The sequence below is a fragment of the Candidatus Halocynthiibacter alkanivorans genome, assembly GCF_003333265.1.
Classification (GTDB): Bacteria; Pseudomonadota; Alphaproteobacteria; order Rhodobacterales; family Rhodobacteraceae; genus Halocyntiibacter_A; species Halocyntiibacter_A alkanivorans.
Genome location: NZ_QOLB01000156.1, coordinates 1 through 24,099 on the forward strand (window position 1 = coordinate 1; position 24,099 = coordinate 24,099).

Genomic DNA, 24,099 nt, shown 5'->3' on the forward strand with positions numbered 1-24,099 from the left:
CGGGGGGCACAGGCGGGGTGGACCGATAGTGCCGGAGCCTGGGCGGCACGTCCCGCGACACCGTGCCGTGTCCGGAAGCCGGAGCAGATCGCGGCGGCGGCCCCGGGCGTGGGCCCGGCACCGCCTCAGCACGCACAATCAACAACAACAATCAGGCACTGTTTCAGCACTCCGCAGCACGCAACAGCCCGCGCTGAGCACCGTTCCCGGCGCAGCACGGCTACCAGCACGGGTACCAGCACGGGGCAAGCCCACCCCTCTGCGCCAGCCATAAATCAGGCCTTTATTCCTGCCCGCCGCCACGCCATGATGTGCAAAACAGCACAGAGCCAGGCAGAGACAGGCAGACCCGATGAGCGCAGTTACATTTTTGGATTTTGCTTCGGTTCTGGTCTTTGCGCTGACCGGGGCGCTTGCCGCCAGCCGGGCCCAGCTTGACCTGATCGGCTTTGCCTTTATCGCCAGCCTGACCGCGGTGGGCGGCGGCACCCTGCGCGACGTGCTGCTCGATCGCAACCCGGTGTTCTGGATTGCAGAACCGGCCTATATCGTGCTGGCCACCGCCGCCGCTGTGCTGGTGTTTTTCACCGCCCACCTGGTCGAAAGCCGGCTGCGCCTGCTGCTCTGGCTCGACAGTTTCGCGCTGGCCTTTGCAGTGTCCGCCGGGGTGGGGGTGGCCATCGACCTGGGCCAGCCGCCGGTGATTATCGTGCTGATGGGGGTGAGCACCGGCTGTATGGGCGGGCTGATGCGCGATGTGGTCTGCAATGAGGTGCCGCTGATCCTGAAACAGGGCGAACTCTATGCCACTGCCGCGTTTGCCGGCGCACTCACCGCGCTGATCACGCTGGCCTTTGACCTGCCAGGCTGGCAAGTGCTGCTGAGCAGCGCGCTGGTGACCTGGGGGCTGCGCGCCGGCTCACTGATATTTGGCTGGAAGCTGCGCGCCTATAAGGGTCGTCCGCCCCGCGTCTGAGCGCCGCAATTCAGGGCCTGAAAACGCCAGCCCCGGTATTATACGCCCGGCAGCCCCAGTATTATAATACGCCCGCACCCGTGGCTGTTCGTGACTGTCAGCGGCCGGAATAACGTTGCCAGAGCCAGATCAGCAGCAAGGCCCCCAGCAGCGCACCAATGAAGCCAGACGCCATGCCCATAACGGACATCAAAGCCCGGAACACGAGGCCACCAATCAGTGCGCCGGCAATGCCAATCGACACGGTCATGGGCACTGAGGCCTCAACATCCATGATCCTGGTGGCGAAATACCCCGCAGCAGCGCCGATGATAATCAGATACAAAATACTCATAAAACAAATCCTTGCTGAGACTGAGACCCGCGCAGGGGCAGAGCCGCCACCCGCGTCACTACAATGTCAGCATCGGTCAGCCATGCCCCTCCGTCAAGCACCGGCAGGGTGAGCAGACAGCCAGGTCTGGTCCGGCAAGAGAAAGCGCACACACCGAAGCGAAAAGGCGAAACCCGCGATCAGCCACCGGTCAGAGCCTGTGTCCGGGCTTCCCGTCCGGGCCCACCGAAACGTCCCAAAACGTCCCAACCAGGTGCCCCAAGGCAAACGCACACCGCGCAGAAAGCTGGCGGCGCATATGGAACGGTTGCAATGGCGCTGCGCCTGGAGGTTTTCAACTGAGCCCTGCCCTCAGGCGATCATCAACGCGGGCCGCTGGTCAAAACCACCCGTCAGAACCACCAAAACCTCATAGAATCTCAGAGCTGGGTGCCTGCAGGCAATTCGGCACCGCGCAGGAAATCGGCGGTGCACATGGCGCGTTTGCAGTGGCGCTGCGCCTGGAGGATCTCGACTGAACCCTCGCCACAGGCAATCATCAGCACCGGCTGCCCGCCGGCCTCAAGCACCTGACCAGCAATACCGCTGCCCGTGCCCAGCCGGCTGGCCAGCAGTTTCACCCGCTCGCCCTTCACCTCGGTCCAGGCGCCGGGAAACGGCGCCAGACCCCGGATCAGACGGTCGACCTCATCTGCCGGGCGGCTCCAGTCGATACGCGCCTCAGCCTTGTCGATCTTTTTGGCATAGGTGACGCCCTCTTGTGGCTGCACCTCCGGCGCCAGAGGCAAGGCGCCCAGCGCCTCCACAATGGCGTCCGCGCCCAGCACCGCCAACCGGTCATGCAGCAGGGCGGTGGTTTCCTCCGCGCCGATGGCGATGGCTTTGCGCAGCAGCACCGGCCCGGTATCAAGCCCGGCCTCCATCTGCATGATGCAGACGCCGGTTTCCGCGTCCCCTGACATAATGGCACGGTGGATCGGCGCCGCGCCGCGCCAGCGCGGCAACAGCGAAGCGTGAATGTTCAGACATCCCAGCGCAGGCGCACCCAGCACCAGCTGGGGCAACAGCAGCCCATAGGCCACCACCACCGCAATATCGGCACCCAGTGCGGCAAACGCCGCCTGGTCCTCTTCGCCCTTCAGCGACAGGGGATGGCGCACTTCAAAGCCCAGCTCAACTGCCCGCGCGTGCACCGGGGTGAGCCGGTCTTTTTTGCCACGTCCCGCCGGGCGGGGCGGCTGGCAATAGACCGCAGCAATTTCATGGCCCGCCGCCACCAGCGCGTCCAGCACCGGCACCGAGAACTCCGGCGTGCCCATGAAAATCACTCTCATCCGTCAATCCCCTGCATCAGAACATCACGCGCATCAAAAGATCACGCTCAACTGCGCGTCCCAGCCTTTTGGGCCTTTTGCACCTTTTTCAGAAACATTTGCCGCTTCACCGGTTTCAGATTGTCAAAATACATCTTGCCGTTCAGATGGTCGATCTGGTGCTGCACTGAAGTCGCCCAGAGCCCGACAAAATCGCGCTCTTCCACCGCGCCCGCCTCATTGAGAAACCGCACCGTCACCGCACGTGGCCGGCTGATCGCCACTGACGCCCCCGGCAGGTTGGGGCTGGCCTCTTCATAGACCCGCATCTTAACCGAGGCATGCAGCACTTCGGGATTGGCCATCCTGACCGCCTTGCCGCGCGCTTCAGAACAATCCACCACCGCAAGCCGCTGCATCACCCCGATCTGCACCGCAGCCAGACCGACGCCGGGCATCGCATCCATGGTCTCAACCATATCGTCCCAGATCGCCCGGGTTTCATCCGTCACCGCCTCAAGGGCCGGCACCACGGTTTTCAGCCGCGTGTCGGGAAAGGGCACAAAAGCACGCACACTCATGGCCGGGCCATTTCGCGTTTGAGTTTCTGCATTTTTCGGGTGATCATCTGCCGCTTCATCGCGCCGAGATAATCGATGAACAGCTTGCCCTCGAGATGATCGATCTCATGCTGCACACAGGTGGCCCACAGCCCGTCAAACTGCTCTTCCTGCGCCTGACCATCTATGTCCAGCCAACTGACCCGCACTTCCGCAGGCCGGGTCACCTCGCCATACATCTCCGGGATCGACAGACAGCCCTCTTCATAGACGTTGGTCTCGTCCGACACCCAGGTCACCGCCGGGTTGAACATCACCACCGGTTCCGGCGTGGCGTCGTCTTCTTTCACGCAATCCATCACGATCAGCCGCTTGTTGATGCCAAGCTGGGGCGCGGCCAGGCCAATGCCCGGCGCGTCATACATGGTTTCCAACATGTCATCCGCCAGCGCGCGCATCTCTTCAGAGACGGCAGCCACAGGCGTGCAGATCTTTTTCAGGCGGGGATCCGGGTGGATCAGAATGGGTCTCAGGGTCATGAAACTCATGTAGGCCAAGCCCGCGCCCCATGCAACGCCCTTGCACCTGCCTAAAATGCCGCTAGCTTGCAAAACAGCTACTTTCACCACGGAGACCTGCATGAACTTTGACGAAATCATCAACCGTATCGGCACTCATTCCTCAAAATGGGACATGATGCAGAAGCTCTACAACGTACCCGAAGACGACGGCATCGCCATGTGGGTCGCCGATATGGATTTTCGCCCCCCCGCCGTTGTGCAAAAAGCGGTCGAAGACATGGCCTCCCACGGGATCTATGGCTATTACGGCGACGATGCTGAATACCGCGCCGCCGTCTGCTGGTGGATGAAAGAGCGCCATGGCTGGACTGTGGACCCCGAAGCGATCTTCACCACCCACGGTCTGGTCAACGGCACCGCCATGTGCGTCAACAGCTTTACCCAGCGCGGCGACGGTGTGGTGCTGTTCACCCCGGTCTATCACGCCTTTGCCCGGGTGATCAAAGCCGCCGGGCGCGAGGTGGTCGAATGCCCGCTGGCGCGCACCGACGGGCAATACCACTTTGATTTTGAGGCCTATGACGCGCTGATGACCGGCAATGAAAAAATGCTGATCCTGTGCTCGCCGCACAACCCCGGCGGCCGGGTCTGGAGCCGCGATGAGCTGGTCCAGGTGGCCGAATTTGCCAAACGCCACGACCTGTTGCTGGTCTCAGACGAGATCCACAACGATCTGGTCTATCCCGGCCACAAACACACGGTGATGGAGCATATCGACGGCATTCAGGACCGGCTGGTGATGATGACCGCCACGACCAAGACGTTCAACATCGCCGGCGCGCTTTCGGGCAATGTCATCATCCATGACCCCAAACTGCGCGCCACGTTCAAAAGCCATATGGCCGCTCTCGGCATCTCCGCCAACAGCTTTGGGCTGTTCATGGCCACCGCCGCCTACTCGCCCGACGGCGCCGCCTGGGTCGATCAGCTGATGAAATATCTCGACGGCAACCGAAAGCTGTTTGACGCCGGCATCAACACTATCCCCGGCCTGCGCTCGATGCCGCTGGAAGCCACCTACCTGGCCTGGGTCGATTTTGCCGGCACCGGTATGGAGCGCGAAGAGTTCACCCTGCGGGTGGAACAAGAAGCGCATATCGCCGTCAACCACGGCCCCACCTTTGGCAAGGGCGGCGATCATTTCCTGCGCTTTAACATCGCCACCCCGCGCGCCCGGGTGATTGAAGCGGTGGAGCGGCTGCAAAGAGTGTTTGGCGACCTGCAGTAAGCGCTTGCCCCGCCCGCATTATGACGCGGGCGGGGCATCACGCCTGACAATTCCGGCACCTGGCCAGCGCCCGGATCCAGCACCTGTTGCCCAGCGCCCACGCTCCTGGCCCGCGTTTCCGGCCCGAGCGCCCGGCCCGGATCCGGCGCTTCCATAAAGGTGCAGCCAATGCACGCCTCTGCCACAAGCCCGGCCTTTTTGCGCTGATTTTCTTCCGTTATGCCTGCAGCGAGCACGTTCCCGCTTCTCGCACATCACCCGGCACCGTCGCCGCCCGGTACAGCCTCCATGCGGAATAACGACCGCCTGGCGTTACCACAGCTGTTATCAGGTCAGGGTGCGACGTCCGGCGCGCCACTATCCGGGTGCAACGACCGGGGCGCCACAAAGCCGCTCTCACAACTACCCGACGTCTTCACCGCCCAGTTTCAAGGCTTGCGGCAATAAGGCCTGCCCGCTGCCACGATGGCCCGGCATTTTAAAGCGACAGGTCCGGCGGTGCCCGCAACGCCATCGAATTGCGCACTTCTATCCAGGCGGTGGCCCGGTCCAGCCCGATCAAGGCCAGCGCGTCCATCTCAGCTTCGGTCAGCGCTGCCTGCGCCGTCGCCTGGGCCTGGATCTGGGCCGGAGACCAGCCTGCGATCGCCTTGCCGTGCTCGGTGCGCCAGAAATTCATAATGGTGTGGCTAATCTGTTCTCTGGTCAAAACGCTCTCCAATCTGTGCGCCGCTGGCCCCGGCCTCTGTGTCTGCGTTTTTTAAAACAACGCACCGGTGCCTGAAACGGATCACAATCGCCCCGCCCAAACACAACCATAAGGAGAACGCACCCGATCCGCAAGACCACCTCCTGAAAGCCGCCACCAATAAACCCGTTCATGATAGGATGCCAACAGGTGCGGTATCACCGCAGGCGCAGCACAGCAGGAGCAGCACAATGGAAAAAACCCTTGGACTTGGTGGCGTGTTTTTCCGCGCCAAAGACCCGGCGGCGCTGGCGCTGTGGTATGAGACTCATCTGGGTGTCGCGCAGGTGCCGCAGGATTATGACACGGTGCCGTGGATGCAGCAGGCCGGCCCGACCGTGTTTGCGCCCTTTGCGCAGGACACCGATTATTTCAGCCGCGACAGCCAGCAGTTCATGTTTAATTTCCGGGTGCGGGATCTGGCGGCCATGGTGGCGCAGCTTGAGGGCGCGGGTATCAAAGTGGTGGTGGATCCAGAACCCCACCCCAACGGGCGTTTCGCCCGGTTGCATGACCCCGAAGGCAATCCGGTCGAGCTTTGGCAACCGGCTTCCTAGCCGGACCATAATTGCCCGGTAACTGCCCCATAACCGGCAGCAGCGGCCGGGAATTGCCTCATCGCAAGCGGTCTGTAGCAAGACCCCGGCGGCCCATAGCAGGACCCTGGCGGCCCATTCGCGATCCGTAGCGGCCCCACAACAGGGCCGCATTTCGTTCTTTCAGCCGGGATTAACGGCCCAGCAGCGCAATCGGCGCATTTTCGTCCCGCACGTAATCCAGCGGTGCCTTGTCAGCGGCCAACGTGCTGCGCTTGAATTCAAATACCAGCTCGCCATTGTCCTCATCACAGGCAACGACCAGGCACTGGTACAGATGGCGGCCGCCGTCATAGATATCGACAAGACCGCGAAAATGATGCCCGTGCTCCGTATCCAGCGCGAACCCGGTCTCCCAATAGCGCAGCACCGGGTAGATCTTGTCGCCCACATGTACCCGCAGGCGGCTCTTTTTGCGCAGATCCGCCTTGCGCGCAGCCGCAAGTCCGGCCCGGACTTCTTCGGGCAAATATTCCAGCATGTCTCACTCCCCTTTTCTGCCTCATAAGCATGCCGTATTTACGGTTACGGTCAAGTTAACCATTCGCGTAGTTCGTTTGGAAATACGGGCGCTTATCCCTAGCCGAATTTCCCGTTCACCGGCCGCAGCACATGGGGTGTTTCCGGATCATAAAGCGCGGAATCACGGAAATCCTGGATTTCCCCCAGCGCCGGCCCCACCAGCGTCAGCGCCGTGCGGGTGATCTTGGAGGCGCGCACTTTTTTCTGAATATCGGCCAGGGTGCCACGGATAAACATCTGGTCCGGCCAGCCCACACGGTAAGCCACCACCACCGGGCAGTCCTCACCGTAATGGGGCACCAGCTGGCGCACGATCTCACGCATATTGCGCACCCCAAGATGGATCGCCAGTGTCGCGCCGGTGCGGGCGAAATTGTCCAGCGTCTCATTTTCCGGCATGGAAGTGGATTTCATCGACACCCGGGTCAGCACGATCGACTGGGCAATCTCGGGAATGGTCAGCTCCTGGCCCAGCGCGGCGGCGGCGGCGGCATAGGCCGGCACCCCGGGGATGATCTGATAGTCGATCCCATCGGCGCGCAGACGCCGGATCTGCTCGGCAATAGCGCCATAAAGCGACGGATCGCCCGAATGCACCCGCGCCACATCTTCGCCGCGCTGATGCGCCGCCAGGATCTCGGCATGGGTGTCGTCCAGCGTCATCACCGCCGTATCCATCACCCGCGCGCCCGTCGGCGCACAGCTCACCACTTCCGGCGGCACCAGCGAGCCGGCATAAAGACAGACCGGGCATTCGCCGATCACCCGCTCGGCTTTTTTGGTCAGCAATTCAGGATCGCCCGGACCCGCACCAATGAAATAGACTGTCATCTCAAACTTCCCTCATGTCGCAGCCCTGGGGCTCAGCCCGGCCACATATCCCAGTGCAAAGCGTGGGCCGCAGGCCCACACCAGGCTTAAACCGTCGCCCTCAGGCGGCGCTTGTGCCGTTTGTATTGCGATCCTCGTCAGCCGCAATATCTGCGGCGGCATCCCGGGACCCTGTGGCGACTGAGGCCGGCTCAGCGGCTGCCGCTGCAACACCGCCCGCAGATTCTGCCGAAGCATCTGCCACCTCCCCGGCACCGGCCAGGCCGGACAAGTCACCGTCGATCTTGCGGGCATAACCGCGTGGGGTGAACATGCGCGGCCCCTCGCCCAGCTGCGCCAGCCGGGTGTTGGACGACCCGATCAGCACCACCGTCAGCATGTCGACCTCATCCACATCCAGCTCGCTCAGCTCGCGATAGCGCACATGTTCCTCCGGTCGCCCCAGCGAGCTCGCCAGCATCACCGGCGTGTCTGCCGGACGGTGCTGCAGCAGGATCTTGCGCGCTTTTTCCAACAGGGTGCGGCGCGTCTTGGACACCGGATTGTAGAAGGCAATGATAAAGTCCCCCATCGACGCCATCCGGATCCGGTTGATGATGTCCTCGCGCGGCGTCAGCAGATCTGAGAGCGAAATGGCGCAGAAATCATGGCCCAGCGGTGCACCCGCACGTGCCGCCGCGCCCTGCAAAGCCGAGACCCCGGGCGAACAGACCACCTCGACCCGGTGCGCCGCGTCTGAGACGCCGTGCTCTTCCACACCCCGGTCGAGCAATTCAAACACCAACGCGCCCATGGCATAGATGCCGGCATCCCCGGAACAGACCAGCGCGACGTTCTTGCCCTTGGCCGCCTGCTCCAGCGCATAACGACAGCGCGCCTCTTCGCCTCCCAGCGGGAAGTCGGACCGGGTCTTGCCAGCGGCCAGCGGCCCCAGCAGATCGATATAAAGCCCGTAGCCGACCAGCTCTTCGGCGTCCGCCACCAGACGGGACACTTCCGGCGTGCGCCAGGTGGCCTGGCCCGGACCAATGCCCACCACCGACAGACGGCCGCGCGCGCGGCCCTTCATCTCAGTGATCACTTTCTCAGAGCGGCCAATGGCACAGGTGACATTGGCGGTCTTTTGTTTTGGCACCGCCAGATCGGCGCCACAGGCCAAAGCCGCCCCTTCACACACCCCGTGACAGCCAACCTCGGCAAATACCACCTCGGACGGGTTGATCAGCTGATCGGCATGGGCTTCCAGTTCCGCGGCCGTGAACAGACGCAACGGCACGCCAAGGCGTTTGGCCACCACATTCATCGCCGGCTCATCGGCCTTCAGATCGATGGTGGCAATACAGGCCACCGCGCCCGGCGCAATATCCGCGTCCGCCAGCACGGTTGAGACCAGCGTCCACATCTCTTCGGGATCGGCATTGCGTGCGCATCCCAGCCCCAGCACATAATGCTGCGGGTGATAGACCAGCCGGGTTGCATTGCCCTCCACCGGCGCTTCGGTGATCAGCAGTTCAACCTGGACCTCGCCGCCTTTATTCTTGCTCCCAGGGCCGGATTTGCCAGCCCGGTCTTCAATGTCAAACAGCCGTGCGCCGCGCTGACGCAAGCCCGCACCTGAAAGCAGGTTCGCCATCGCGCCCTTAGCGTCTTGCGGATTGGCCAGGCCATAGCCGCGCGGCGGCTCATCCAGCGCCACGCCCAGCGCCACATCGCCCGCCGTGGTGACAGCCGCCACCGCGCCCAGCGCCTCAGCAACATCGCGCGCGATCCGGTTGGCACCACGATGCCCGCCCAGCAAAGGCACCACCACTGCACCGTCGTCTGAAACAGAAACCACCGGCGGCTCCTGGCGTTTGTCGCCCAGCAATGGCGCCACCGCCCGGATCAGAATGCCACTGGCACAGACACCGACAATGGGAGTACCGGCGGCAAACAGCGCCTGGGCATGTTCCAGCGCGTTGGGGAAAAACGCATCCGCTTTTTCAACCCGGCCTTCGCGACCATGCACCTGGGCTTCAAGGATTGCCGCGACTTTATGCGCAACCTCTTCGCCCGAAGACGACAGGCACAGAACTACAGGTTTCACAGCCATGGATCGGCCCCCTTGGTGATCAGAATCATTGAAAAATAAGGCGCCGTCTCCGGCGCCTCAGACAGCGGCAACACAACTTCTTCAGCCAGTGTTGCGCGCTCGATATATTTTGCACGTGCCTCCAGCCCCAGCTCCGCCAGCAGGGTCCGGATCTTTGCCAGATGGCGGCCCACCTTCATGATGACAATGCTGTCCGCGGTCTCGATGCGCGCGCGCATGTCCGCCGCCTCCAGAGGACCGGGGATCACCGTCATCACCTCATTGCGCGCGACCAGTGGCTGGCTTGCGCGCGCCGCACTGGCCATCACCGAACTGACGCCAGGCACCACCTCCACCGTGAACCGCTCTGAGAGCCGCGCATAAAGATACATGAAGGAGCCGTAGAAAAACGGGTCCCCCTCACAGAGGCAGACCACATCCTCGCCCGTCTCAAGCGCCGCCGCGATCTCAGTCGCTCCGGCATCATAGGCGTCCTGCGCCGGCTGGCGCGCCACCTTCATCGGCACATCAATCACAATTTCGCGCGCCCCCGGCGCAATCAGACCGGAAGCGATCGACCGGGCGAAACTGTTGCCCCCGGCCAGCGCCGGATAGGCCACGACTTTTGCCGCCGCAATCAGCCGCGCCGCTTTCAGCGTTATCAACTCAGGGTCGCCAGGCCCCAGCCCGACCCCGTATAAAATCCCGCTCATCTCTTGATCAGACTCCATTGCGTAACCGGCATCATTGGCCGCCATCCCGTCAGCCCGCCGATGGGCTCAGCGCGGTTGACCGACAGTTTCACCAACTGCCCGCCATATTTCTTGTGCAGCGCCATCAGCACCGCTTCGCTTTCAAGTGTCACCGCATTGGCCACCAGCCGCCCCAGCGGTTTAAGCGCCGCCCAGGCTGCGTCAAACGTGGCCTCTGACAAGCCGCCACCGATGAAAATCGCGTCCGGCGCGTCCAGCCCGTCCAGTGCATCGGGCGCGGTACCTTCGATCAGCTCCAGCTTTGGCACCCCCAGCGCCAGCGCATTGGCCGCCGCCCAGGCCCGCCGCTCGGCTTTGGGTTCAATGCCAATGGCGCGCGCATAGCGCGCCGCCCGCATCCACTCCACCGCGATCGAACCACAGCCGGTGCCGATGTCCCAGAGCAGAGCGCCGCGCATCGGCATCAGTTTCGCCAGCGTCACCGCCCGCACCTCTTGTTTGGTCATGGTGCCGTCGCCCTGAAACAACTCATCTGCCAGCCCGGGCACCCGCGGCAACAAAGCCGCATCCGGCGCCGCGATACACTCCACCGCCAGCGTATTGAACGGCGGCACCTCATGGTCCCAGCTTTCGGCCAGCCCGTCAAAACGCGCTTCATCCGCACCGCCCATATTGGCCAGCACGGTCATTTTCGATTTGCCAAAGCCGCGCTCGGACAGAAAGGCCGCGATCTGCCCCGGGGTTTGTGCGCCGGTGGTCAGGATCAGCAGCCGCAGGTCGGGCTGGATAAACGCGATCATCTGCTCGACCGGACGCCCATGCACCGTCAGCGTCTCCAGATCGGCCATCGACCAGCCCATCCGCGCCGAGGCCAGCTGGAACGCACCAATCTGCGGGTGATAACAGATCTCAGACGGTTCAATCTCGCGGCCAATACGGGCGCCGACCGAATACCACAACGGGTCGCCGGTGGCCAAAACCACCACCCGGCGCCCTGCATGACTTTTGAGCAGGTCAATCAGCGTATCAAAGGGCGAAGGCCAGGCCAGCCGCTCCGCGCTCACCGCGTCCGAGAGCTGATGATGACGCGCGCCACCAATGATGATCTCGGCGCTTTCCACCACCGCACGGGTGGCCGGGGCCAGCCCGTCCATGCCGTCTTCGCCAATGCCGACGATATGCAGCCAGGCGCTCATAGCTTGCCCCCCGGCTGTGTGTCTTTGTCTTCCGGCAGCCCGGCGGACAGCGCATTCACCGCAGCCGAGGCAATGGCGGAGCCGCCACGCCTCCCGCGCAGCGCCACAAAGTCACAGCCGCGCGCGTTAGACGCCAGCTCCGCTTTGCTTTCGGCCGCGCCGATAAACCCGACCGGAAACCCCAGGATCACCGCCGGTTTCGGCCAGCCCGCGTCCAGCAGCTCCAGCAGATGAAACAGCGCCGTGGGCGCATTGCCCACCGCCACCACCGCGCCTTCAATATGATCGCGCCACAGCTCAACGGCAGCGGCAGAACGGGTATTGCCGATTTCTGCCGCCCGTTCGGGCACGCCAGGGCGGTTCAATGTCACTATCACTTCATTGTCAGCCGGCAGATAACGCCGGATAATACCGGCCCCAACCATTTCACAATCGCAAAGAACCGGTGCGCCCGCCAACAGCGCCGCATGGCCCGCCTCATAGACATCGGGCGACCAGGCCAGCCGGTCGGCGATTTCTACCATGCCGCAAGCGTGGATCAGCCGTGTCACCATCCGCTGCATACCGGGAGCAAACCGCGCCAGATTCGCCTCCGCACGCACGGTCTCAAACGAGGCCGCATAGATCGCGGCAGGATCTTTTTCATAGGGTCGCATGCGCTGCCTTCTCATCTGTCGCCCCCTCCCCCGTGGGGGAGGGACGGGGTGGGGTTCCGCGTCTCAAGTCTTGCGCCCGCAAGGGCGCACCAGGTGTAAAATCTATGCTTTACGGGCACTTTCGGGGCCATGCGGGTGTTTGGCATGGGGGTATTCTGCGTGCACGTGGTCGTGGTCATGACTGTGCGAATGCGCATGGCTGTGCCCATGATCATGGGCGTGGTCATGGGAATGCGCGTGATCATGCCCGTGATCGTGGTGGTCATGGTGATCATGGTGGTCATGGCCCTTGTCCTGCATCTCCAGCCGGCACATGCCGGTGCAGAAAGTATCACACAGGCTGCAATCCGCCACATTGGAGCCCGGCGCCGAGGCGCCCTGGCCTTCCACATGGTGGTGATGGCTTTCCTGCACCGCGCCAACCTCAGACTCAAACCCCAGCACCTGGGTGCGGTATTTACAGGTGCCACAGGTCGGCGGCACCACCTCGCCCACCTGCTCGGTGATGCGCTCAGCAAAGGTCTCCAGCACCTTCGGGTGATCGTTCAGATAACCGGCTTTGACAAACTGAATATCGGGATGTGCCGCGGCCACCTGATCGGTAAATCCATAGATGCGGTCAATCAGAATGCCGGCAAAGAGGAAATAGGGAAATACTATGACCCGTTTGTAACCCAGCCGGGTGACATGGGTCAGGCAGGGTTCCACCAGAGGGAAGGTGACGCCGGAATAGCCGACCTCGCACCAGCCAAAGCCCATGCCTTCCCACAACATGCGGGCGACTTTGGAGACATTGCCATTGGCGTCCGGATCTGACGCGCCGCGCCCGATCACCACCAGACAGGTCTCTGCCACCGGCAGTTCGCCATATTCCGCATTGGCCGCATCCACCGCCTGCTGAATCCGGTCACCGGCGGCGGCGAGCATCTTAGGATCCACCCCAAGCTCGCGACCATAGCTCAGGTTGATGTCATGTTTGGCCCCATAGGTGTTGAGCACGGTGGGGATGTCATTCTTGGCGTGCATCGCCGCGAACAACATGCCCGGCACTGCCAGAATGCGCTCACAGCCCGCTTCCCGCAGCCGGTCAAGACCATCGCGGATCACCGGGTTGGCAAATTCCAGATAGCCATAATCGGTGATCCAGTCCTCGGGCAGATAGGCCGGAAGCTTTTCCGCCAGCACCGCAAATTCATCCACCGCGTCCTGGCTGCGCGAGCCATGCCCGCAAATCATCACACCTGTTTTGGTCATCGCTCACGTCTCCCGGATCTGCCCGCCGGCCGCTTTGTGCGGCCCGCATATAAGGTCACGACATCCGGAGCTGAGAAAACCGCGCAGGGAGCGGCGCCGGGGCGCAGTCCCTGATCAACGATGCGGCTGAAAACCCCCGGTCCGGGTCGGTTCCGCTGCCACCACCTCTCCGGCCCCCGCGGGGGCGTCGTCTGCGTCGCGTATAAGCGCCCCGCCCCGTCCGCGCAACGGGTTTAGCGGCATCAGCGGCGCCAATCGCGACCATATGGGTGCCGGATGTGCATCTGTGCAGAGGGCCTGCGCCATCAGCGGGGATTACCAGCCGTACTGATGCGCTCTACCTTAAACGCAACGCCACTTTTGGCAGATCACTAAAGGACAGAAATATGGGCCAACTGGTCAACGGTGTCTGGCACGACACATGGTATGAAACCAAAGATTCCGGCGGCGCCTTCAAACGCACCTCCGCAGCATTCCGCAACTGGATCACCAAAGACGGCAGCGCCGGCCCCAGCGGTGAGGCTGGCTTTCATGCGGAAAGTGGCCGCTATCATCTTTATGTCTCCCACGCCTGCCCCTGGGCCCACCGCACGCTTATATTTCGCGCCATCAAAGGCCTCTCTGACCATATCAGTGTTTCAGTGGTGCATCCCGACATGCTCAGCGAAGGCTGGAGCTTTGCGCGCGACTTCCGCGGCAGCACCGGTGACAAGCTGTTTTGCCTGCCGTTTCTGCGCGACATCTACCTGCGCGCCGATCCGGAGATTTCGGGCCGCGTGACGGTGCCGGTGCTCTGGGACAAGGTGAACAATACCATCGTTTCCAATGAAAGCTCGGAAATCATCCGCATGTTTAATTCCGCCTTTAACGAGGTGACCGGCAACACGGACGACTACTGGCCCGAATCACAGCGAGAGGCGATTGAAGAGCTGAACAGCCGCATCTACAGCACGGTTAACAACGGCGTCTACAAAGCCGGATTCGCCACCACCCAGGACGCCTATGACGCCGCCGTGGGGCCGCTGTTTGAAAGCCTCGACTGGCTTGATGAGCGGCTGTCACAGCAGCGCTATCTCATGGGCGACCGGGTGACTGAGGCCGACTGGCGGCTGCTGACCACGCTGCTGCGCTTTGACCTGGTCTATCACCAGCACTTCAAATGCAACCGCAAACGGCTGATTGATTACCCCAGCCTCTGGGCCTGGACCCGCGAGCTGTATCAATGGGACGGCGTGGCGGAAACGGTGAATTTCGACCATATTGTGCGCCACTATCACTACAGCCATGAAACGATCAATCCCAACCGGATCGTGCCGGTCAACCCGGTGATTGACTGGCATCAGCCCCACGGTCGCGGTTAAATCCCCGGCGGCGTCGATGCGGCGTTATCGCACCGGTTTCAATGGGTTCCGTAATGTTCCACCAGCGCCGTCAGATCCTCTGGCGGCGTGCCCAGCGGCAGAAATGCGCAGGCATTGGGGATGTGCTGAAAGATCGATCCGTCGGAGAAAAAGCTCGAGGCGGTGACAAAGACCACCCGCGCTTCGGGATAACGGTAGCTGGCAAAATCAGCCACGGCAAATGCGCTGCCGCCCTCCAGCAGCAGATTGCAGACGATGATATCCACCGACTCCATGCGCAGCACAGCGATGGCGTCTGTTTCAGATGCAGCCTGGATGACGATGGCACCATGCCGTTCCAGATGACGGCCCCAGACCCGGCTGAGGCTGGTATTGCTTTCAACAATAAGCACTTTCATAACAGCCCCCTCTTCGGACCGGCACTACAGGAACGGCCAGCTTACGGGTGCCGGTGATCTCTGCTCACAACATGTGTTAATCTATAGTTCATCTTAGTAAATTTTCACCCCGGAGTCCCCTGTCCAAAAGGACAGGGTGATCTGCGCAGGCTTGCACCGCTGCACCAAATAGGAAACAAGACCAAAACACATTTACAAAGGGCCGCCCTATGACCACCTGGATTACCATCTGCGACACCTGCAAACGTGACGACTGGGCAGACAGCGGCCGCGAACAGACCGATGGCGAAGCACTGGCAGCCCTCGTTGAAACCAGCGCCGCCGGCAGTGAACAGGTGCGGACGCGCCGGGTGTCCTGTCTGATGGGCTGCAAACGCAGCTGCAATGTCACCATCCAGGCCGAAGGCAAGCTGAACTACACGCTGGGGGAATTTACCCCCGACGCGGAAACCGCTGACGCCATTGTTGAATATGCCACCCTGCACGCAGCAAGCGGCTCAGGCCAGGTGCCGTTCCGCCAGTGGCCGCAGCCGGTCAAAGGGCACTTTGTCACCCGCATGCCACCGCTGCCGGCAACCGACATCGCCGAAGCCGCTGAATGACTGCGGAATGAACGCAGAACGTGACCATGGTGGCGGCATCGATGCCGCCATTGCCCGGTTTGGCGGCAGCCGCGCCAGCTGGCTTGACCTCTCGACCGGCATCAACCCGCTGCCCTATCCGGTGGGAGAGATCAGCGCCGACGCCTGGAACGCGCTGCCCGACCGGGCGGCGCAAACTGCGCTGACCGATGCGGCGCGCCGCTTCTGGCAGGTGCCCGAAGGTGCCGCGGTGCTGGCCGCGCCCGGCGCCTCAGCACTGATCGCGCGCATTCCGCATCTGGCGCCCCCGGGCCGCGTTGCCATTGCCGGCCCCACCTATAACGAACACGCAGCGAGCTTTGCCCAGGCCGGCTGGAACGTGACGGACGGCGCGCGCAGTGCTGGCTGCGTCGTCAGCGGCACTGGCACTGACACCGGAATTGCGGGCAATGCAGACGGCACTGGCAACGCAGGCCGCACAGGCGATGCAGGCAACACCGCCGGTTTTGACCACAGCACTGGCGGCGCGGCCGGGGCTCCGGTCAGCGGTCCAGCTAGCGACGCAGCTGGCCGCAATCCCGCCACAGCAGCGTCTGCCACAAGCTGTATCGCAGCCCAGGTCACTGACCACGCCACCGATCAGGTCACCGCCCAGGTTGTGGTGCATCCCAACAACCCCACCGGCCGCCTCTGGTCTGCACAGGAACTGCACGCAAAGCTGAGAGTGATTGATGAAAGCTTCTGCGACATCACGCCCGGGGCCACACTGATCAGTGACGCCGCCACCCCCGGCACCCTGGTGCTGAAAAGCTTTGGCAAATTCTGGGGCCTTGCGGGCCTTCGGCTGGGATTTGCCATCGGCGATCCCGCTCTGGTCAGCCAGCTGGCCGCCGCAATGGGGCCCTGGCCGGTCTCCGGCCCGGCGCTGCGCATCGGCGCGCGCGCGCTGACGGATCACACTTGGGCAGCGAGCACCCGCGCGCGGCTGGCGACAGACAGCGCCCGGCTGGACCGTCTCATGCAGGCGCGTGGCGCGCGCCTTACCGGCGGCACCGGTCTGTTCCGCCTCTATGAGGTCCCTGACGCCGCCGCCTGGCAGGACCACCTGGCCGCGCATCATATCTGGTCGCGCATCTTCCCTTACTCCAGCCGCTGGCTGCGCCTCGGCCTGCCCGCCACTGAGCGCTGGGACCAGCTGCAAGCCGCACTTCAGAGCGCCCCCGCATGAGCGCCGCCTTAATCCTGATCCTGGCCGCGCTGCTCGACGCCACCCTGGGCGAGCCGCGTCTGCTCTGGGACCGCGTGCCGCATCCGGCGGTGCTGATGGGGCGGCTCATTGGCTGGGCCGATCAAAAATTCAACCGCGGTGGCGCCCGCAAGCTGCGTGGCAGTCTTGTGCTGCTGGCGTTGCTGATCCTGGCCTCAACACTGGGCCGGCTGATCGAAGCGCTGCCCACCCGGATCCCTGACATCCTGGTGCTGGCCGCGCTGCTGGCCCAAAAATCTTTGGTGGATCATGTCAAAGCCGTCGCCGCCGGCCTGCGCATGTCGCTCAGCGAGGGCCGCCGCGCGGTGGCGATGATTGTGGGCCGCGATACCAGCGGCATCGATGAAGCTGCCGTCAGCCGGGGTGCCATTGAAAGCGCTGCGGAAAACCTCTCGGACGGGGTGATCGCGCCGGCCTTCTGGTTCCTGATCGCCGGTCTGCCCGGGTTGCTGGCCTATAAATTCGTCAACACCGCCGATTCCATGATCGGCTACCGCACCCCGCGCCACCAAGACTTTGGCTGGGCCGCCGCCCGCTTTGACGACCTGATCAACTGGATCCCGGCGCGGCTGACCGCAGCTCTGATCGCAGGCGCATATTTCATTCCCGAAGCCTGGGCGGTGATCCGGCGTGACGCGCCGCTGCACCGCTCGCCCAACGCCGGCTGGCCCGAAGCCGCCATGGCCGCCGTGCTTGGCATCGCCCTGTCCGGCCCGCGCAGCTATGAGGGTGAGAGGCGTGACTTTCCCTGGGTGAACCCCGCGGGCAACCGCACCCCCGGTCCCAAAGATATCGACGCCGCAGTGACGACCTTGTGGCGCGCCTGGGCGCTGGGTCTGGCGCTCGCGGCGGTCTTCCTCCTGGTCTGATACAGGCAGGCGCCCCCCCCCGCTAAAGACAATGACGATTGCTGCGAGGCGCCCGGCGTCGCGTACCGCCAGTTCCACCCTGGTCCGACCCCGGCGCCAACCCGGCCCGCAGACCGGCAACGACACCGTAGTTGCTTTGATCTGAGCTCGGTGCCACGGGCGTTGATGCCGCGGTGCCAATACTGCGCCGCGCCCTGGCACCCCGCCCTGCCTGCGTCGCCGGTTTCATTCTGGCCAGCGCCCGGCGGGAACCCGCCGCCACCCGGTGCCACCGGCATCAACGCAGCGGTGAGGGGCCGGTGACGCTCTTGCTGCGGCAGGCCGCGGCGACCGGCGTTACCCTTTATGCGGTTTTCATCCTGGTCTGCCCCCTGGTGCCTGCCCGGGCTTGTATGCGGCGGCCACCCTGCTAACGTGGCGCTGTTTCATCATACAAAGAGGCTATTATGCGTCTGCCGGCCTTCCTCTCCCATCTCTCCCCCGCCCGTATCACTGGTCACATCACTGGCCGCATCACTGGCCGCAAGCCCGCGCGTGGCCTTGCACTTTGTGCCCTGCTGCTCACCAGCCTGAACCAGCCGGCCCGCGCCGCTGATCTCCCCTGCGGCGGCTCATTTGAAAACTTCCTCCAGGCGTTCAAAACCCAGGCGGTGGCACAGGGATATGAAACCCGCCAGGTCAGCCGCTTCCTCGCCAGCGCCCGCCACAGCCCCTCCGTCATCAAAGCCGACCGCGCCCAGGGCGTGTTCAAAAAATCCTTCACCGATTTTGCCCGCGCGGTGATCAGCCAGAACCGGATGGACAACGGCCGCCGCTTTGCTGCCAAATATGCTGCGGTGTTTGACCGGATTGAGCGCGAATATGGCGTCAGCCGCGGCGTGCTGCTGGCGTTCTGGGCGCTGGAAACCGATTACGGCCAGGTCCAGGGCAATTTCAACACGCTGAACGCGCTGCTCACGCTGAGCCAGGACTGCCGCCGCCCGGAGCTGTTCCAGCCGCAACTGTTCGCGGCACTGGAGTTGTATGAGCGCGGCGATTTTGACCCGGCCACCACCACCGGTGCCTGGGCCGGCGAGATCGGCATGGTGCAGATGCTGCCCAGAGACATCCTGGAGAACGGTGTGGACGGCGACGGCGACGGCCGTGTCAGCCTGAAAACCTCGGTGCCCGATGCGCTGATGTCCGGCGCTAAAATGCTCACCAAACTGGGCTGGAACAGAAACGAGCCCTGGCTGCAGGAAATCAATCTGCCCGCCGATCTGGACTGGTCCAAAACCGGACTGGAGCGTAAATCATCCGTGTCCAGTTGGGTCCGCGCCGGGGTCAGCGCCCGCACCGGAACCCTCGCGGAGGGCAGCACTCAGGCCTCGGTGCTGCTGCCCATGGGCCGCGACGGGCCGGCCTTTATCGCCTATCGGAATTTTGATGTGTTCTTTGAGTGGAATCAAAGCTTTACCTATGTCACCACCGCTGCCTATTTCGCCACCAGGCTTACGGGCGCACCCGTGTTTAATGCCCGCACGCCCACACCCTCGCTGAGTGACGCGCAGATGAAATCGCTGCAGCGGAAACTGGAAGGCCGCGGCTATGATGTGGGCAAGATCGACGGTATTCTCGGTGCCAGAACCCGCGCCGCAGTACGCGCGGAGCAGCTGCGCCTTGGCCTGCCGGCGGACGCCTGGCCGACCACCGGGCTGCTGGGCCAGCTGTAATCCCACGCGCCCGGGCCGCCGTGCGCCAAAGAAAAATACCGGCCGGCCCTGTGGCCGCCCGGTATGATTGAAAAACTCCGGTCACACAGTCCGAAGACAGCCGTTCCGCTCCCGGGGACCAGGTCCCGGAAAACCGGGGTCAGCGATCCTGGAGCAAACCCCGGCAGCAATGCCTGACACTTACCAGTCGATGAACTCTTCGAATTCACCCATCGATCGGGTCCAGAGCGAAAACGACTGATCGAAATCGGCCTGGCTCATACCGTCTGCGCCCAGGTAGATGTCATATTCAATGCGCGCTGCGCCGCTGTCCGACAGATAGGCCCGGGCATAGCGCTTGTCCCGGTTCCACTCATTGAGACGGCTCACGCTCACCGAACCCTCGGTGCGATAGCCGGAAAAATACTGAATGGCTGTGCAGCCGGTCCCATTATTGCAGCCATAGAAATAGATCGAAAAACTGGTGTCATAATAACGGATCGACAGCAGCGGATCGCCGTAATCATCGGTCTCAAGCTGGGTGACAATGCCCTGATCGGTAAAAAAGGACTTCATCCCCTGCGGATCTGACGCGACCTGAGTATGGTCCGCCGCCGCCACCCCTGGCAGCAGCAAAGCCACCGCGGCCACTTTCACAAAATCTAAACTCATAATTATCCCTCGCTGGTAAACTCTGCTCACGCTAGCGTGAAAACAGCGCCCGGACAATACAGTAACAGGAGCCTCGGAACCAGCAGCCTAGGCCACCATCGCCTCGGCGTCTTTCAGATCCACGCTCACCAGCTGGCTGACCCCCTGTTCTCCCATGGTCACACCAAACAGGCGGTCCATACGCGACATGGTCACCGCATGGTGGGTGATGATCAGAAAGCGGGTATTGGTCTGGCGTGTCATCTCGTCCAGCATGTCACAGAACCGCGTCACATTGGCGTCATCCAGCGGCGCATCGACCTCGTCCAGCACACAGATCGGCGCCGGGTTGGCCAGAAAAACCGCAAAGATCAGCGCCAGCGCCGTCAGCGTCTGCTCACCGCCCGACAACAGGCTCAGCACCGACAGTTTTTTGCCCGGCGGCTGGCACATGATTTCCAGCCCGGCATCCAGAGGGTCATCGGATTCCACCAACACCAGCTTGGCCTCGCCACCACCAAACAGATGCACAAACAGGTTGGAGAAATTGGCGTTTACCTGCTCAAACGCGGTCAAAAGACGCTCCCGCCCTTCTTTGTTCAATGAGGCAATACCCTGGCGCAGGGTGTGAATCGCCTGTTCCAGATCCTCTTTTTCCGACTTCAGCGTGTCATGCTCCTCAGCAACACTCTTGCTGTCCTCCTCGGCGCGCAGGTTCACCGCGCCCAGAGAATCACGCAACCGTTTCAACCGGTTGACCTCCGCCTCAATCGTGTCTGAGGCTGGCATGTCCTCCGGATCCACCGCGAGGTTTTCCAGCAGCGCCGCCGGGCTGCAATCCATATCCTCAGCTATCCGCGCCGCCGCCACATTCAGGATCTCAATCGCGGCACTTGCGCGCGCCTCAGCCGCCGCCCGGGATTCGCGCGCTTCTCCGGCCAGCCGTTCGGCCTCCCGCTCCGCATTCACCGCCTCACGCAGCGCGGTTTCCCCGAGTGCCAGCGCGTCGCCCGCATCGCGGCGCCGTGCCTCCGCCTCTTCAATTGCAGCCACCAGTTCTTCGCGCCGTTCCGCAATGTCGCCGGGCGCTTCCGCCGCCTCTTCCAACTGCTCCCTGGAGGCCTCCAACCGGTCCCCCAGCTCCGAAATGCGGCTGCCGGCGCTGGATTGACGATGACGCCAGCCGGACAATTCCTTGGTCACCGTCTGTGCCCGGCGCAACCGGTCCTCACCGGTGCGGCGCTGTTCGTCAAAATCAGCGCGTTTTGACATCATCGTCACCCGCGACGCCTCGACCGTCATGCGCACATCCTCCACGCCCGCGCGCGCCGCACCCAGATCGCCCAGCTCTTCCACCGCCGCGCCGGCCTCGCGCAATCTCTGACGCGCCGCCATCGCCTCTTCTTCATGGCGGGCAACGGCAAGCTCCAGGCTTTCGCGACGACCACCGGCCAGGCTGCGCTCGGCTTCTGCGCGTGACAGGCTACGCCCGGCGTCGGACAACAACCGGTCGGCGCCGCGACGGATTTCGCGCGCCTGCTGATCGGCGGCGGCACACTCTGCCAGCGCCGCGCGCAGCTCTTCATGTTCAACTACCGCTCCGGCGGCAAAATCTTCGGCCCGGTCCAGATCCCGGCGCAGCGCCGCCAGGCGGTTCACCTGCTCCAGCCGCAACGCCGCCGCCGAGGGCGTATCTTCTGCGCCGGCGCGAAACCCGTCCCAGCGCCACAGATCGCCCTCAAGGCTGACCAGCCGCTGTCCCGGCAACAGATCGCCCTGCAAATCTGCACCCTTATCGCGCTCAACCAGCCCCACCTGATCCATCCGCCGCGCCAACTCACCCGGCACCGAGACATGCGCCATCAGCGCGGCCACCCCACCGGGCAAGCGCTGGATCGCCGCGTACTCCGGCATCAGCGCCCAGCCCGAAGGCAGCTCCGCGCCGATCTGAGGCGCTTTCAAATCATCCGCCAGCGCCGCGCCCAGCGCTTTTTCATAGCCGGCCTCGACCTGCAGATGGTCCAGCACCTGATCGCCCCCGGCCGCCTCCCGCGCCAGCAGCCGCGCCAGCCCGGCCTCTTCCGCGCGCAGCGCATTGGCGGCACCCTCAGCCTCGGAGCGCTCTGATCGTGCCCCGGCCTCTTGTTCTTCCACCAGCGAGCGGGCCTCTTCCGCCGCCACCAGCGCCTCTTCCGCCGCTTCCGCCTGCGCCACCGCCTCGTCCTGGGCGTCCTCCGCCGCCAGGTAGGCGGTCTCAGCCGCGCCCAGGGCCGAGGTTGCTTCATCCACCGCATTGCGGGCGCGTCCGGCCTCTGTTTCTGAACGCTCTAACATCTTGCCGCTGTCGTCCAGCAGCCGGTGCGCCGACTGATGCCGCGCCGCCAGCCGCGCCACGTCTTCAGTAATCTCGCTCAAAGCCACTTCGCGCTCGCTCAGGATCTCCGCCGCGCTGATGGCCGCCTCTTCCGCCGCCTCCAACCGCGCCTCATGGCCTTCGCTTGCCCGGGCCAGCTCACGGCTTTCCCAGTCCAGCCGCTCAATGGTATCTTCTGCGTCCCGGCTCAGCGCCTCTTCGCGCTCGCCGTCCTGCACCAGCTGGTCAATGCGCCGCATCAGCGTGGCGATCATTTCCCGGGCGCGGACTTCTTCATCCGCCAGGGTATCGCGGCTCACCAGCAGCCGTTGCAACACCGCCGCCGCGATCGCCTCTTCTTCGCGCAGGGGGGGCAGGGCTGCGTCACGCTCTGCCCGCGCCGTGCCGGCAGCCCGCGCCAGCCGCTCGGCCTCGGCGGCCTGGCGGATGCAGGCGCGCAGGATATCCGCCGCGTCCAGCCGGGTCACATCCGCCTCTTTCCAGCGCCGGTACAATAACAGCCCTTCCGACTGGCGCAGCTCACTGCCGATCTCGCGATAGCGCGCCGCCTGACGTGCCTGGCGCGCCAGCTGCCCCAGCTGCGCCGCCAGCTGTTCAATGACATCATCCACCCGCAACAGGTTGTTTTCCGCCCCGTTCAGCTTCAGCTCAGCTTCATGGCGGCGCTGATAGAGGCCGGAAATACCCGCCGCCTCTTCCAGAATACGCCGCCGCGCCTTGGGCCGTGCGTTGATCAGCTCAGAAATCTGCCCCTGACGCACCAGCGCCGGAGAATGCGCGCCGGTAGAGGCATCGGCAAATAACATCGAAACGTCGCGCGCCCGCACATCGCGGCTGTTGACCTTATAGGCCGAGCCCGCGTCCCGTGTGATGCGGCGGGTGATCTCCAGCGAGTCAGATTCGTTGAACCCCGCCGGGGCCAGCCGTTCGCTGTTGTCCAGCAGCAGCACCACCTCGGCAAAATTGCGCGCCGGGCGGGTGGCGGCCCCGGCAAAGATCACATCTTCCATCCCGCCGCCGCGCATCGCTTTGGGACGGTTTTCCCCCATCACCCAGCGCAGCGCCTCCAGCAGGTTCGATTTGCCACAGCCATTGGGCCCCACTACCCCGGTCAGACCATCGGCGATGATCAGATCGGTGGGGTCTACAAAGCTTTTAAAGCCATTCAGTTTGAGTCTGCTAAAACGCACCCGTAGGGATCTGCCTGTGATTTTTATCCTGCACAGCCAGTCAATGGGGCGGATCGGGAATCGTCAACAGAAAATCCCGCTGTCTGGTCAGCATCTGGTCAGCTGAGCCGCTTTATCCACAACATTTTGGGCGAAACG

The 24,099-nt window shown here is 63.4% G+C and carries 23 protein-coding genes; 8 read left to right on the plus strand and 15 right to left on the minus strand.

Annotated features, from left to right (window positions below; all coding sequences use genetic code 11):
• The first annotated feature begins 352 nt into the window (after positions 1-352).
• Positions 353-976 (plus strand): trimeric intracellular cation channel family protein, encoded by a 624-nt coding sequence (locus DWA01_RS20220; protein ID WP_114287616.1) that lies wholly within the window; start codon positions 353-355, stop codon positions 974-976.
• A gap of 97 nt (positions 977-1,073) precedes the next feature.
• Here DWA01_RS20220 and DWA01_RS20225 read toward each other — a convergent pair whose 3' ends face one another.
• From DWA01_RS20225 to def (DWA01_RS20240), 4 genes are all read right to left on the minus strand, one after another.
• Positions 1,074-1,310 (minus strand): GlsB/YeaQ/YmgE family stress response membrane protein, encoded by a 237-nt coding sequence (locus tag DWA01_RS20225; protein WP_114287617.1) that lies wholly within the window; start codon positions 1,308-1,310, stop codon positions 1,074-1,076.
• A gap of 419 nt (positions 1,311-1,729) precedes the next feature.
• Positions 1,730-2,644 carry a methionyl-tRNA formyltransferase gene (gene fmt, locus DWA01_RS20230; protein ID WP_114287618.1) on the minus strand — a complete coding sequence of 305 codons (915 nt, stop codon included), beginning with the start codon at positions 2,642-2,644 and terminating at the stop codon, positions 1,730-1,732.
• Positions 2,645-2,691: 47 nt separating this feature from the next.
• Positions 2,692-3,204, minus strand: a complete 513-nt coding sequence (gene def / locus DWA01_RS20235; RefSeq protein ID WP_114287619.1) for a peptide deformylase — start codon at positions 3,202-3,204, stop codon at positions 2,692-2,694.
• Complete coding sequence (gene def, locus DWA01_RS20240) at positions 3,201-3,722, minus strand: peptide deformylase (protein WP_114287710.1); 522 nt, start codon at positions 3,720-3,722, stop codon at positions 3,201-3,203. Before def (DWA01_RS20240) ends, def (DWA01_RS20235) begins: the two co-directional genes overlap by 4 nt.
• A gap of 100 nt (positions 3,723-3,822) precedes the next feature.
• Between def (DWA01_RS20240) and DWA01_RS20245 the strand changes: the two genes are divergently transcribed.
• On the plus strand, positions 3,823-4,992 hold the full coding sequence (locus DWA01_RS20245) for a MalY/PatB family protein (protein WP_114287620.1): 1,170 nt from the start codon (positions 3,823-3,825) through the stop codon (positions 4,990-4,992).
• 478 nt (positions 4,993-5,470) lie between these two features.
• On the opposite strand, the gene DWA01_RS20250 is transcribed toward DWA01_RS20245, so the two are convergent.
• Positions 5,471-5,701 carry a hypothetical protein gene (locus tag DWA01_RS20250; protein ID WP_136057793.1) on the minus strand — a complete coding sequence of 77 codons (231 nt, stop codon included), beginning with the start codon at positions 5,699-5,701 and terminating at the stop codon, positions 5,471-5,473.
• A gap of 230 nt (positions 5,702-5,931) precedes the next feature.
• On the opposite strand from DWA01_RS20250, the gene DWA01_RS20255 reads away from it, so the two are divergent.
• Positions 5,932-6,297, plus strand: a complete 366-nt coding sequence (locus DWA01_RS20255; RefSeq protein ID WP_114287622.1) for a VOC family protein — start codon at positions 5,932-5,934, stop codon at positions 6,295-6,297.
• Between the two features lie 172 nt (positions 6,298-6,469).
• Here DWA01_RS20255 and DWA01_RS20260 read toward each other — a convergent pair whose 3' ends face one another.
• The 7 genes from DWA01_RS20260 to DWA01_RS20290 form a co-directional block, all read right to left on the minus strand.
• On the minus strand, positions 6,470-6,817 hold the full coding sequence (locus tag DWA01_RS20260) for a hypothetical protein (protein WP_114287623.1): 348 nt from the start codon (positions 6,815-6,817) through the stop codon (positions 6,470-6,472).
• A 98-nt stretch (positions 6,818-6,915) separates the two neighbouring features.
• Positions 6,916-7,689, minus strand: a complete 774-nt coding sequence (gene cobM, locus DWA01_RS20265; RefSeq protein ID WP_114287624.1) for a precorrin-4 C(11)-methyltransferase — start codon at positions 7,687-7,689, stop codon at positions 6,916-6,918.
• Between the two features lie 100 nt (positions 7,690-7,789).
• The gene (gene cobJ / locus DWA01_RS20270) at positions 7,790-9,781 is read right to left on the minus strand and encodes a precorrin-3B C(17)-methyltransferase (RefSeq protein WP_114287625.1); all 1,992 of its coding nucleotides are present in this window, start codon (positions 9,779-9,781) and stop codon (positions 7,790-7,792) included.
• Positions 9,772-10,473: a precorrin-2 C(20)-methyltransferase gene (cobI, locus tag DWA01_RS20275; RefSeq protein ID WP_114287711.1), complete on the minus strand. Its 702-nt coding sequence runs from the start codon at positions 10,471-10,473 to the stop codon at positions 9,772-9,774. Before cobI ends, cobJ begins: the two co-directional genes overlap by 10 nt.
• On the minus strand, positions 10,470-11,669 hold the full coding sequence (gene cbiE, locus DWA01_RS20280; protein WP_114287626.1) for a precorrin-6y C5,15-methyltransferase (decarboxylating) subunit CbiE: 1,200 nt from the start codon (positions 11,667-11,669) through the stop codon (positions 10,470-10,472). The genes cobI and cbiE overlap by 4 nt, the downstream gene beginning before the upstream one ends.
• Complete coding sequence (locus tag DWA01_RS20285) at positions 11,666-12,325, minus strand: precorrin-8X methylmutase (protein ID WP_114287627.1); 660 nt, start codon at positions 12,323-12,325, stop codon at positions 11,666-11,668. The genes cbiE and DWA01_RS20285 overlap by 4 nt, the downstream gene beginning before the upstream one ends.
• A gap of 102 nt (positions 12,326-12,427) precedes the next feature.
• A complete protein-coding gene (locus tag DWA01_RS20290) occupies positions 12,428-13,579 on the minus strand; it encodes a sirohydrochlorin chelatase (RefSeq protein ID WP_114287628.1) in 1,152 nt (383 codons plus the stop codon).
• A gap of 386 nt (positions 13,580-13,965) precedes the next feature.
• Here DWA01_RS20290 and DWA01_RS20295 point away from each other — a divergent pair, with 386 nt between their 5' ends.
• Positions 13,966-14,940 (plus strand): glutathione S-transferase family protein, encoded by a 975-nt coding sequence (locus DWA01_RS20295; protein ID WP_114287629.1) that lies wholly within the window; start codon positions 13,966-13,968, stop codon positions 14,938-14,940.
• A gap of 38 nt (positions 14,941-14,978) precedes the next feature.
• Here DWA01_RS20295 and DWA01_RS20300 read toward each other — a convergent pair whose 3' ends face one another.
• Positions 14,979-15,338 carry a response regulator transcription factor gene (locus DWA01_RS20300; RefSeq protein WP_114287630.1) on the minus strand — a complete coding sequence of 120 codons (360 nt, stop codon included), beginning with the start codon at positions 15,336-15,338 and terminating at the stop codon, positions 14,979-14,981.
• A gap of 209 nt (positions 15,339-15,547) precedes the next feature.
• Here DWA01_RS20300 and DWA01_RS20305 point away from each other — a divergent pair, with 209 nt between their 5' ends.
• From DWA01_RS20305 to DWA01_RS20325, 4 genes are all read left to right on the plus strand, one after another.
• Positions 15,548-15,940, plus strand: a complete 393-nt coding sequence (locus DWA01_RS20305; RefSeq protein WP_114287631.1) for a DUF1636 family protein — start codon at positions 15,548-15,550, stop codon at positions 15,938-15,940.
• Positions 15,941-15,947: 7 nt separating this feature from the next.
• The gene (locus tag DWA01_RS20310) at positions 15,948-17,147 is read left to right on the plus strand and encodes a threonine-phosphate decarboxylase (protein WP_235008635.1); all 1,200 of its coding nucleotides are present in this window, start codon (positions 15,948-15,950) and stop codon (positions 17,145-17,147) included.
• Positions 17,144-18,055, plus strand: coding sequence for an adenosylcobinamide-phosphate synthase CbiB (gene cbiB / locus DWA01_RS20315; protein ID WP_114287632.1), 912 nt, complete (start codon positions 17,144-17,146; stop codon positions 18,053-18,055). Before DWA01_RS20310 ends, cbiB begins: the two co-directional genes overlap by 4 nt.
• 446 nt (positions 18,056-18,501) lie before the next feature.
• Positions 18,502-19,767, plus strand: a complete 1,266-nt coding sequence (locus DWA01_RS20325) for a lytic murein transglycosylase (protein WP_114287634.1) — start codon at positions 18,502-18,504, stop codon at positions 19,765-19,767.
• A gap of 180 nt (positions 19,768-19,947) precedes the next feature.
• On the opposite strand, the gene DWA01_RS20330 is transcribed toward DWA01_RS20325, so the two are convergent.
• Together DWA01_RS20330 and DWA01_RS20335 are read right to left on the minus strand one after the other, a co-directional pair.
• Positions 19,948-20,418: a YbjN domain-containing protein gene (locus DWA01_RS20330; RefSeq protein ID WP_114287635.1), complete on the minus strand. Its 471-nt coding sequence runs from the start codon at positions 20,416-20,418 to the stop codon at positions 19,948-19,950.
• 87 nt (positions 20,419-20,505) lie between these two features.
• The gene (locus tag DWA01_RS20335) at positions 20,506-23,961 is read right to left on the minus strand and encodes a chromosome segregation SMC family protein (RefSeq protein WP_114287636.1); all 3,456 of its coding nucleotides are present in this window, start codon (positions 23,959-23,961) and stop codon (positions 20,506-20,508) included.
• Between the last annotated feature and the right edge of the window lie 138 nt (positions 23,962-24,099).

What these genes read in the sequence shown, in the direction of transcription:
- cbiB (WP_114287632.1), top strand. Translation starts at nt 17,144, where the DNA reads ATGAGCGCCGCCTTAATCCTGATCCTGGCCGCGCTGCTCGACGCCACC.
- DWA01_RS20305 (WP_114287631.1), top strand. Translation starts at nt 15,548, where the DNA reads ATGACCACCTGGATTACCATCTGCGACACCTGCAAACGTGACGACTGG.
- DWA01_RS20285 (WP_114287627.1), bottom strand. Translation starts at nt 12,325, where the DNA reads ATGCGACCCTATGAAAAAGATCCTGCCGCGATCTATGCGGCCTCGTTT.
- def (WP_114287619.1), bottom strand. Translation starts at nt 3,204, where the DNA reads ATGAGTGTGCGTGCTTTTGTGCCCTTTCCCGACACGCGGCTGAAAACC.
- def (WP_114287710.1), bottom strand. Translation starts at nt 3,722, where the DNA reads ATGACCCTGAGACCCATTCTGATCCACCCGGATCCCCGCCTGAAAAAG.
- cobJ (WP_114287625.1), bottom strand. Translation starts at nt 9,781, where the DNA reads ATGGCTGTGAAACCTGTAGTTCTGTGCCTGTCGTCTTCGGGCGAAGAG.
- DWA01_RS20255 (WP_114287622.1), top strand. Translation starts at nt 5,932, where the DNA reads ATGGAAAAAACCCTTGGACTTGGTGGCGTGTTTTTCCGCGCCAAAGAC.
- DWA01_RS20290 (WP_114287628.1), bottom strand. Translation starts at nt 13,579, where the DNA reads ATGACCAAAACAGGTGTGATGATTTGCGGGCATGGCTCGCGCAGCCAG.
- fmt (WP_114287618.1), bottom strand. Translation starts at nt 2,644, where the DNA reads ATGAGAGTGATTTTCATGGGCACGCCGGAGTTCTCGGTGCCGGTGCTG.
- cbiE (WP_114287626.1), bottom strand. Translation starts at nt 11,669, where the DNA reads ATGAGCGCCTGGCTGCATATCGTCGGCATTGGCGAAGACGGCATGGAC.
- cobI (WP_114287711.1), bottom strand. Translation starts at nt 10,473, where the DNA reads ATGAGCGGGATTTTATACGGGGTCGGGCTGGGGCCTGGCGACCCTGAG.
- DWA01_RS20300 (WP_114287630.1), bottom strand. Translation starts at nt 15,338, where the DNA reads ATGAAAGTGCTTATTGTTGAAAGCAATACCAGCCTCAGCCGGGTCTGG.
- DWA01_RS20220 (WP_114287616.1), top strand. Translation starts at nt 353, where the DNA reads ATGAGCGCAGTTACATTTTTGGATTTTGCTTCGGTTCTGGTCTTTGCG.
- DWA01_RS20330 (WP_114287635.1), bottom strand. Translation starts at nt 20,418, where the DNA reads ATGAGTTTAGATTTTGTGAAAGTGGCCGCGGTGGCTTTGCTGCTGCCA.
- DWA01_RS20325 (WP_114287634.1), top strand. Translation starts at nt 18,502, where the DNA reads ATGCGTCTGCCGGCCTTCCTCTCCCATCTCTCCCCCGCCCGTATCACT.
- DWA01_RS20225 (WP_114287617.1), bottom strand. Translation starts at nt 1,310, where the DNA reads ATGAGTATTTTGTATCTGATTATCATCGGCGCTGCTGCGGGGTATTTC.
- DWA01_RS20310 (WP_235008635.1), top strand. Translation starts at nt 15,948, where the DNA reads ATGAACGCAGAACGTGACCATGGTGGCGGCATCGATGCCGCCATTGCC.
- cobM (WP_114287624.1), bottom strand. Translation starts at nt 7,689, where the DNA reads ATGACAGTCTATTTCATTGGTGCGGGTCCGGGCGATCCTGAATTGCTG.
- DWA01_RS20295 (WP_114287629.1), top strand. Translation starts at nt 13,966, where the DNA reads ATGGGCCAACTGGTCAACGGTGTCTGGCACGACACATGGTATGAAACC.
- DWA01_RS20245 (WP_114287620.1), top strand. Translation starts at nt 3,823, where the DNA reads ATGAACTTTGACGAAATCATCAACCGTATCGGCACTCATTCCTCAAAA.
- DWA01_RS20260 (WP_114287623.1), bottom strand. Translation starts at nt 6,817, where the DNA reads ATGCTGGAATATTTGCCCGAAGAAGTCCGGGCCGGACTTGCGGCTGCG.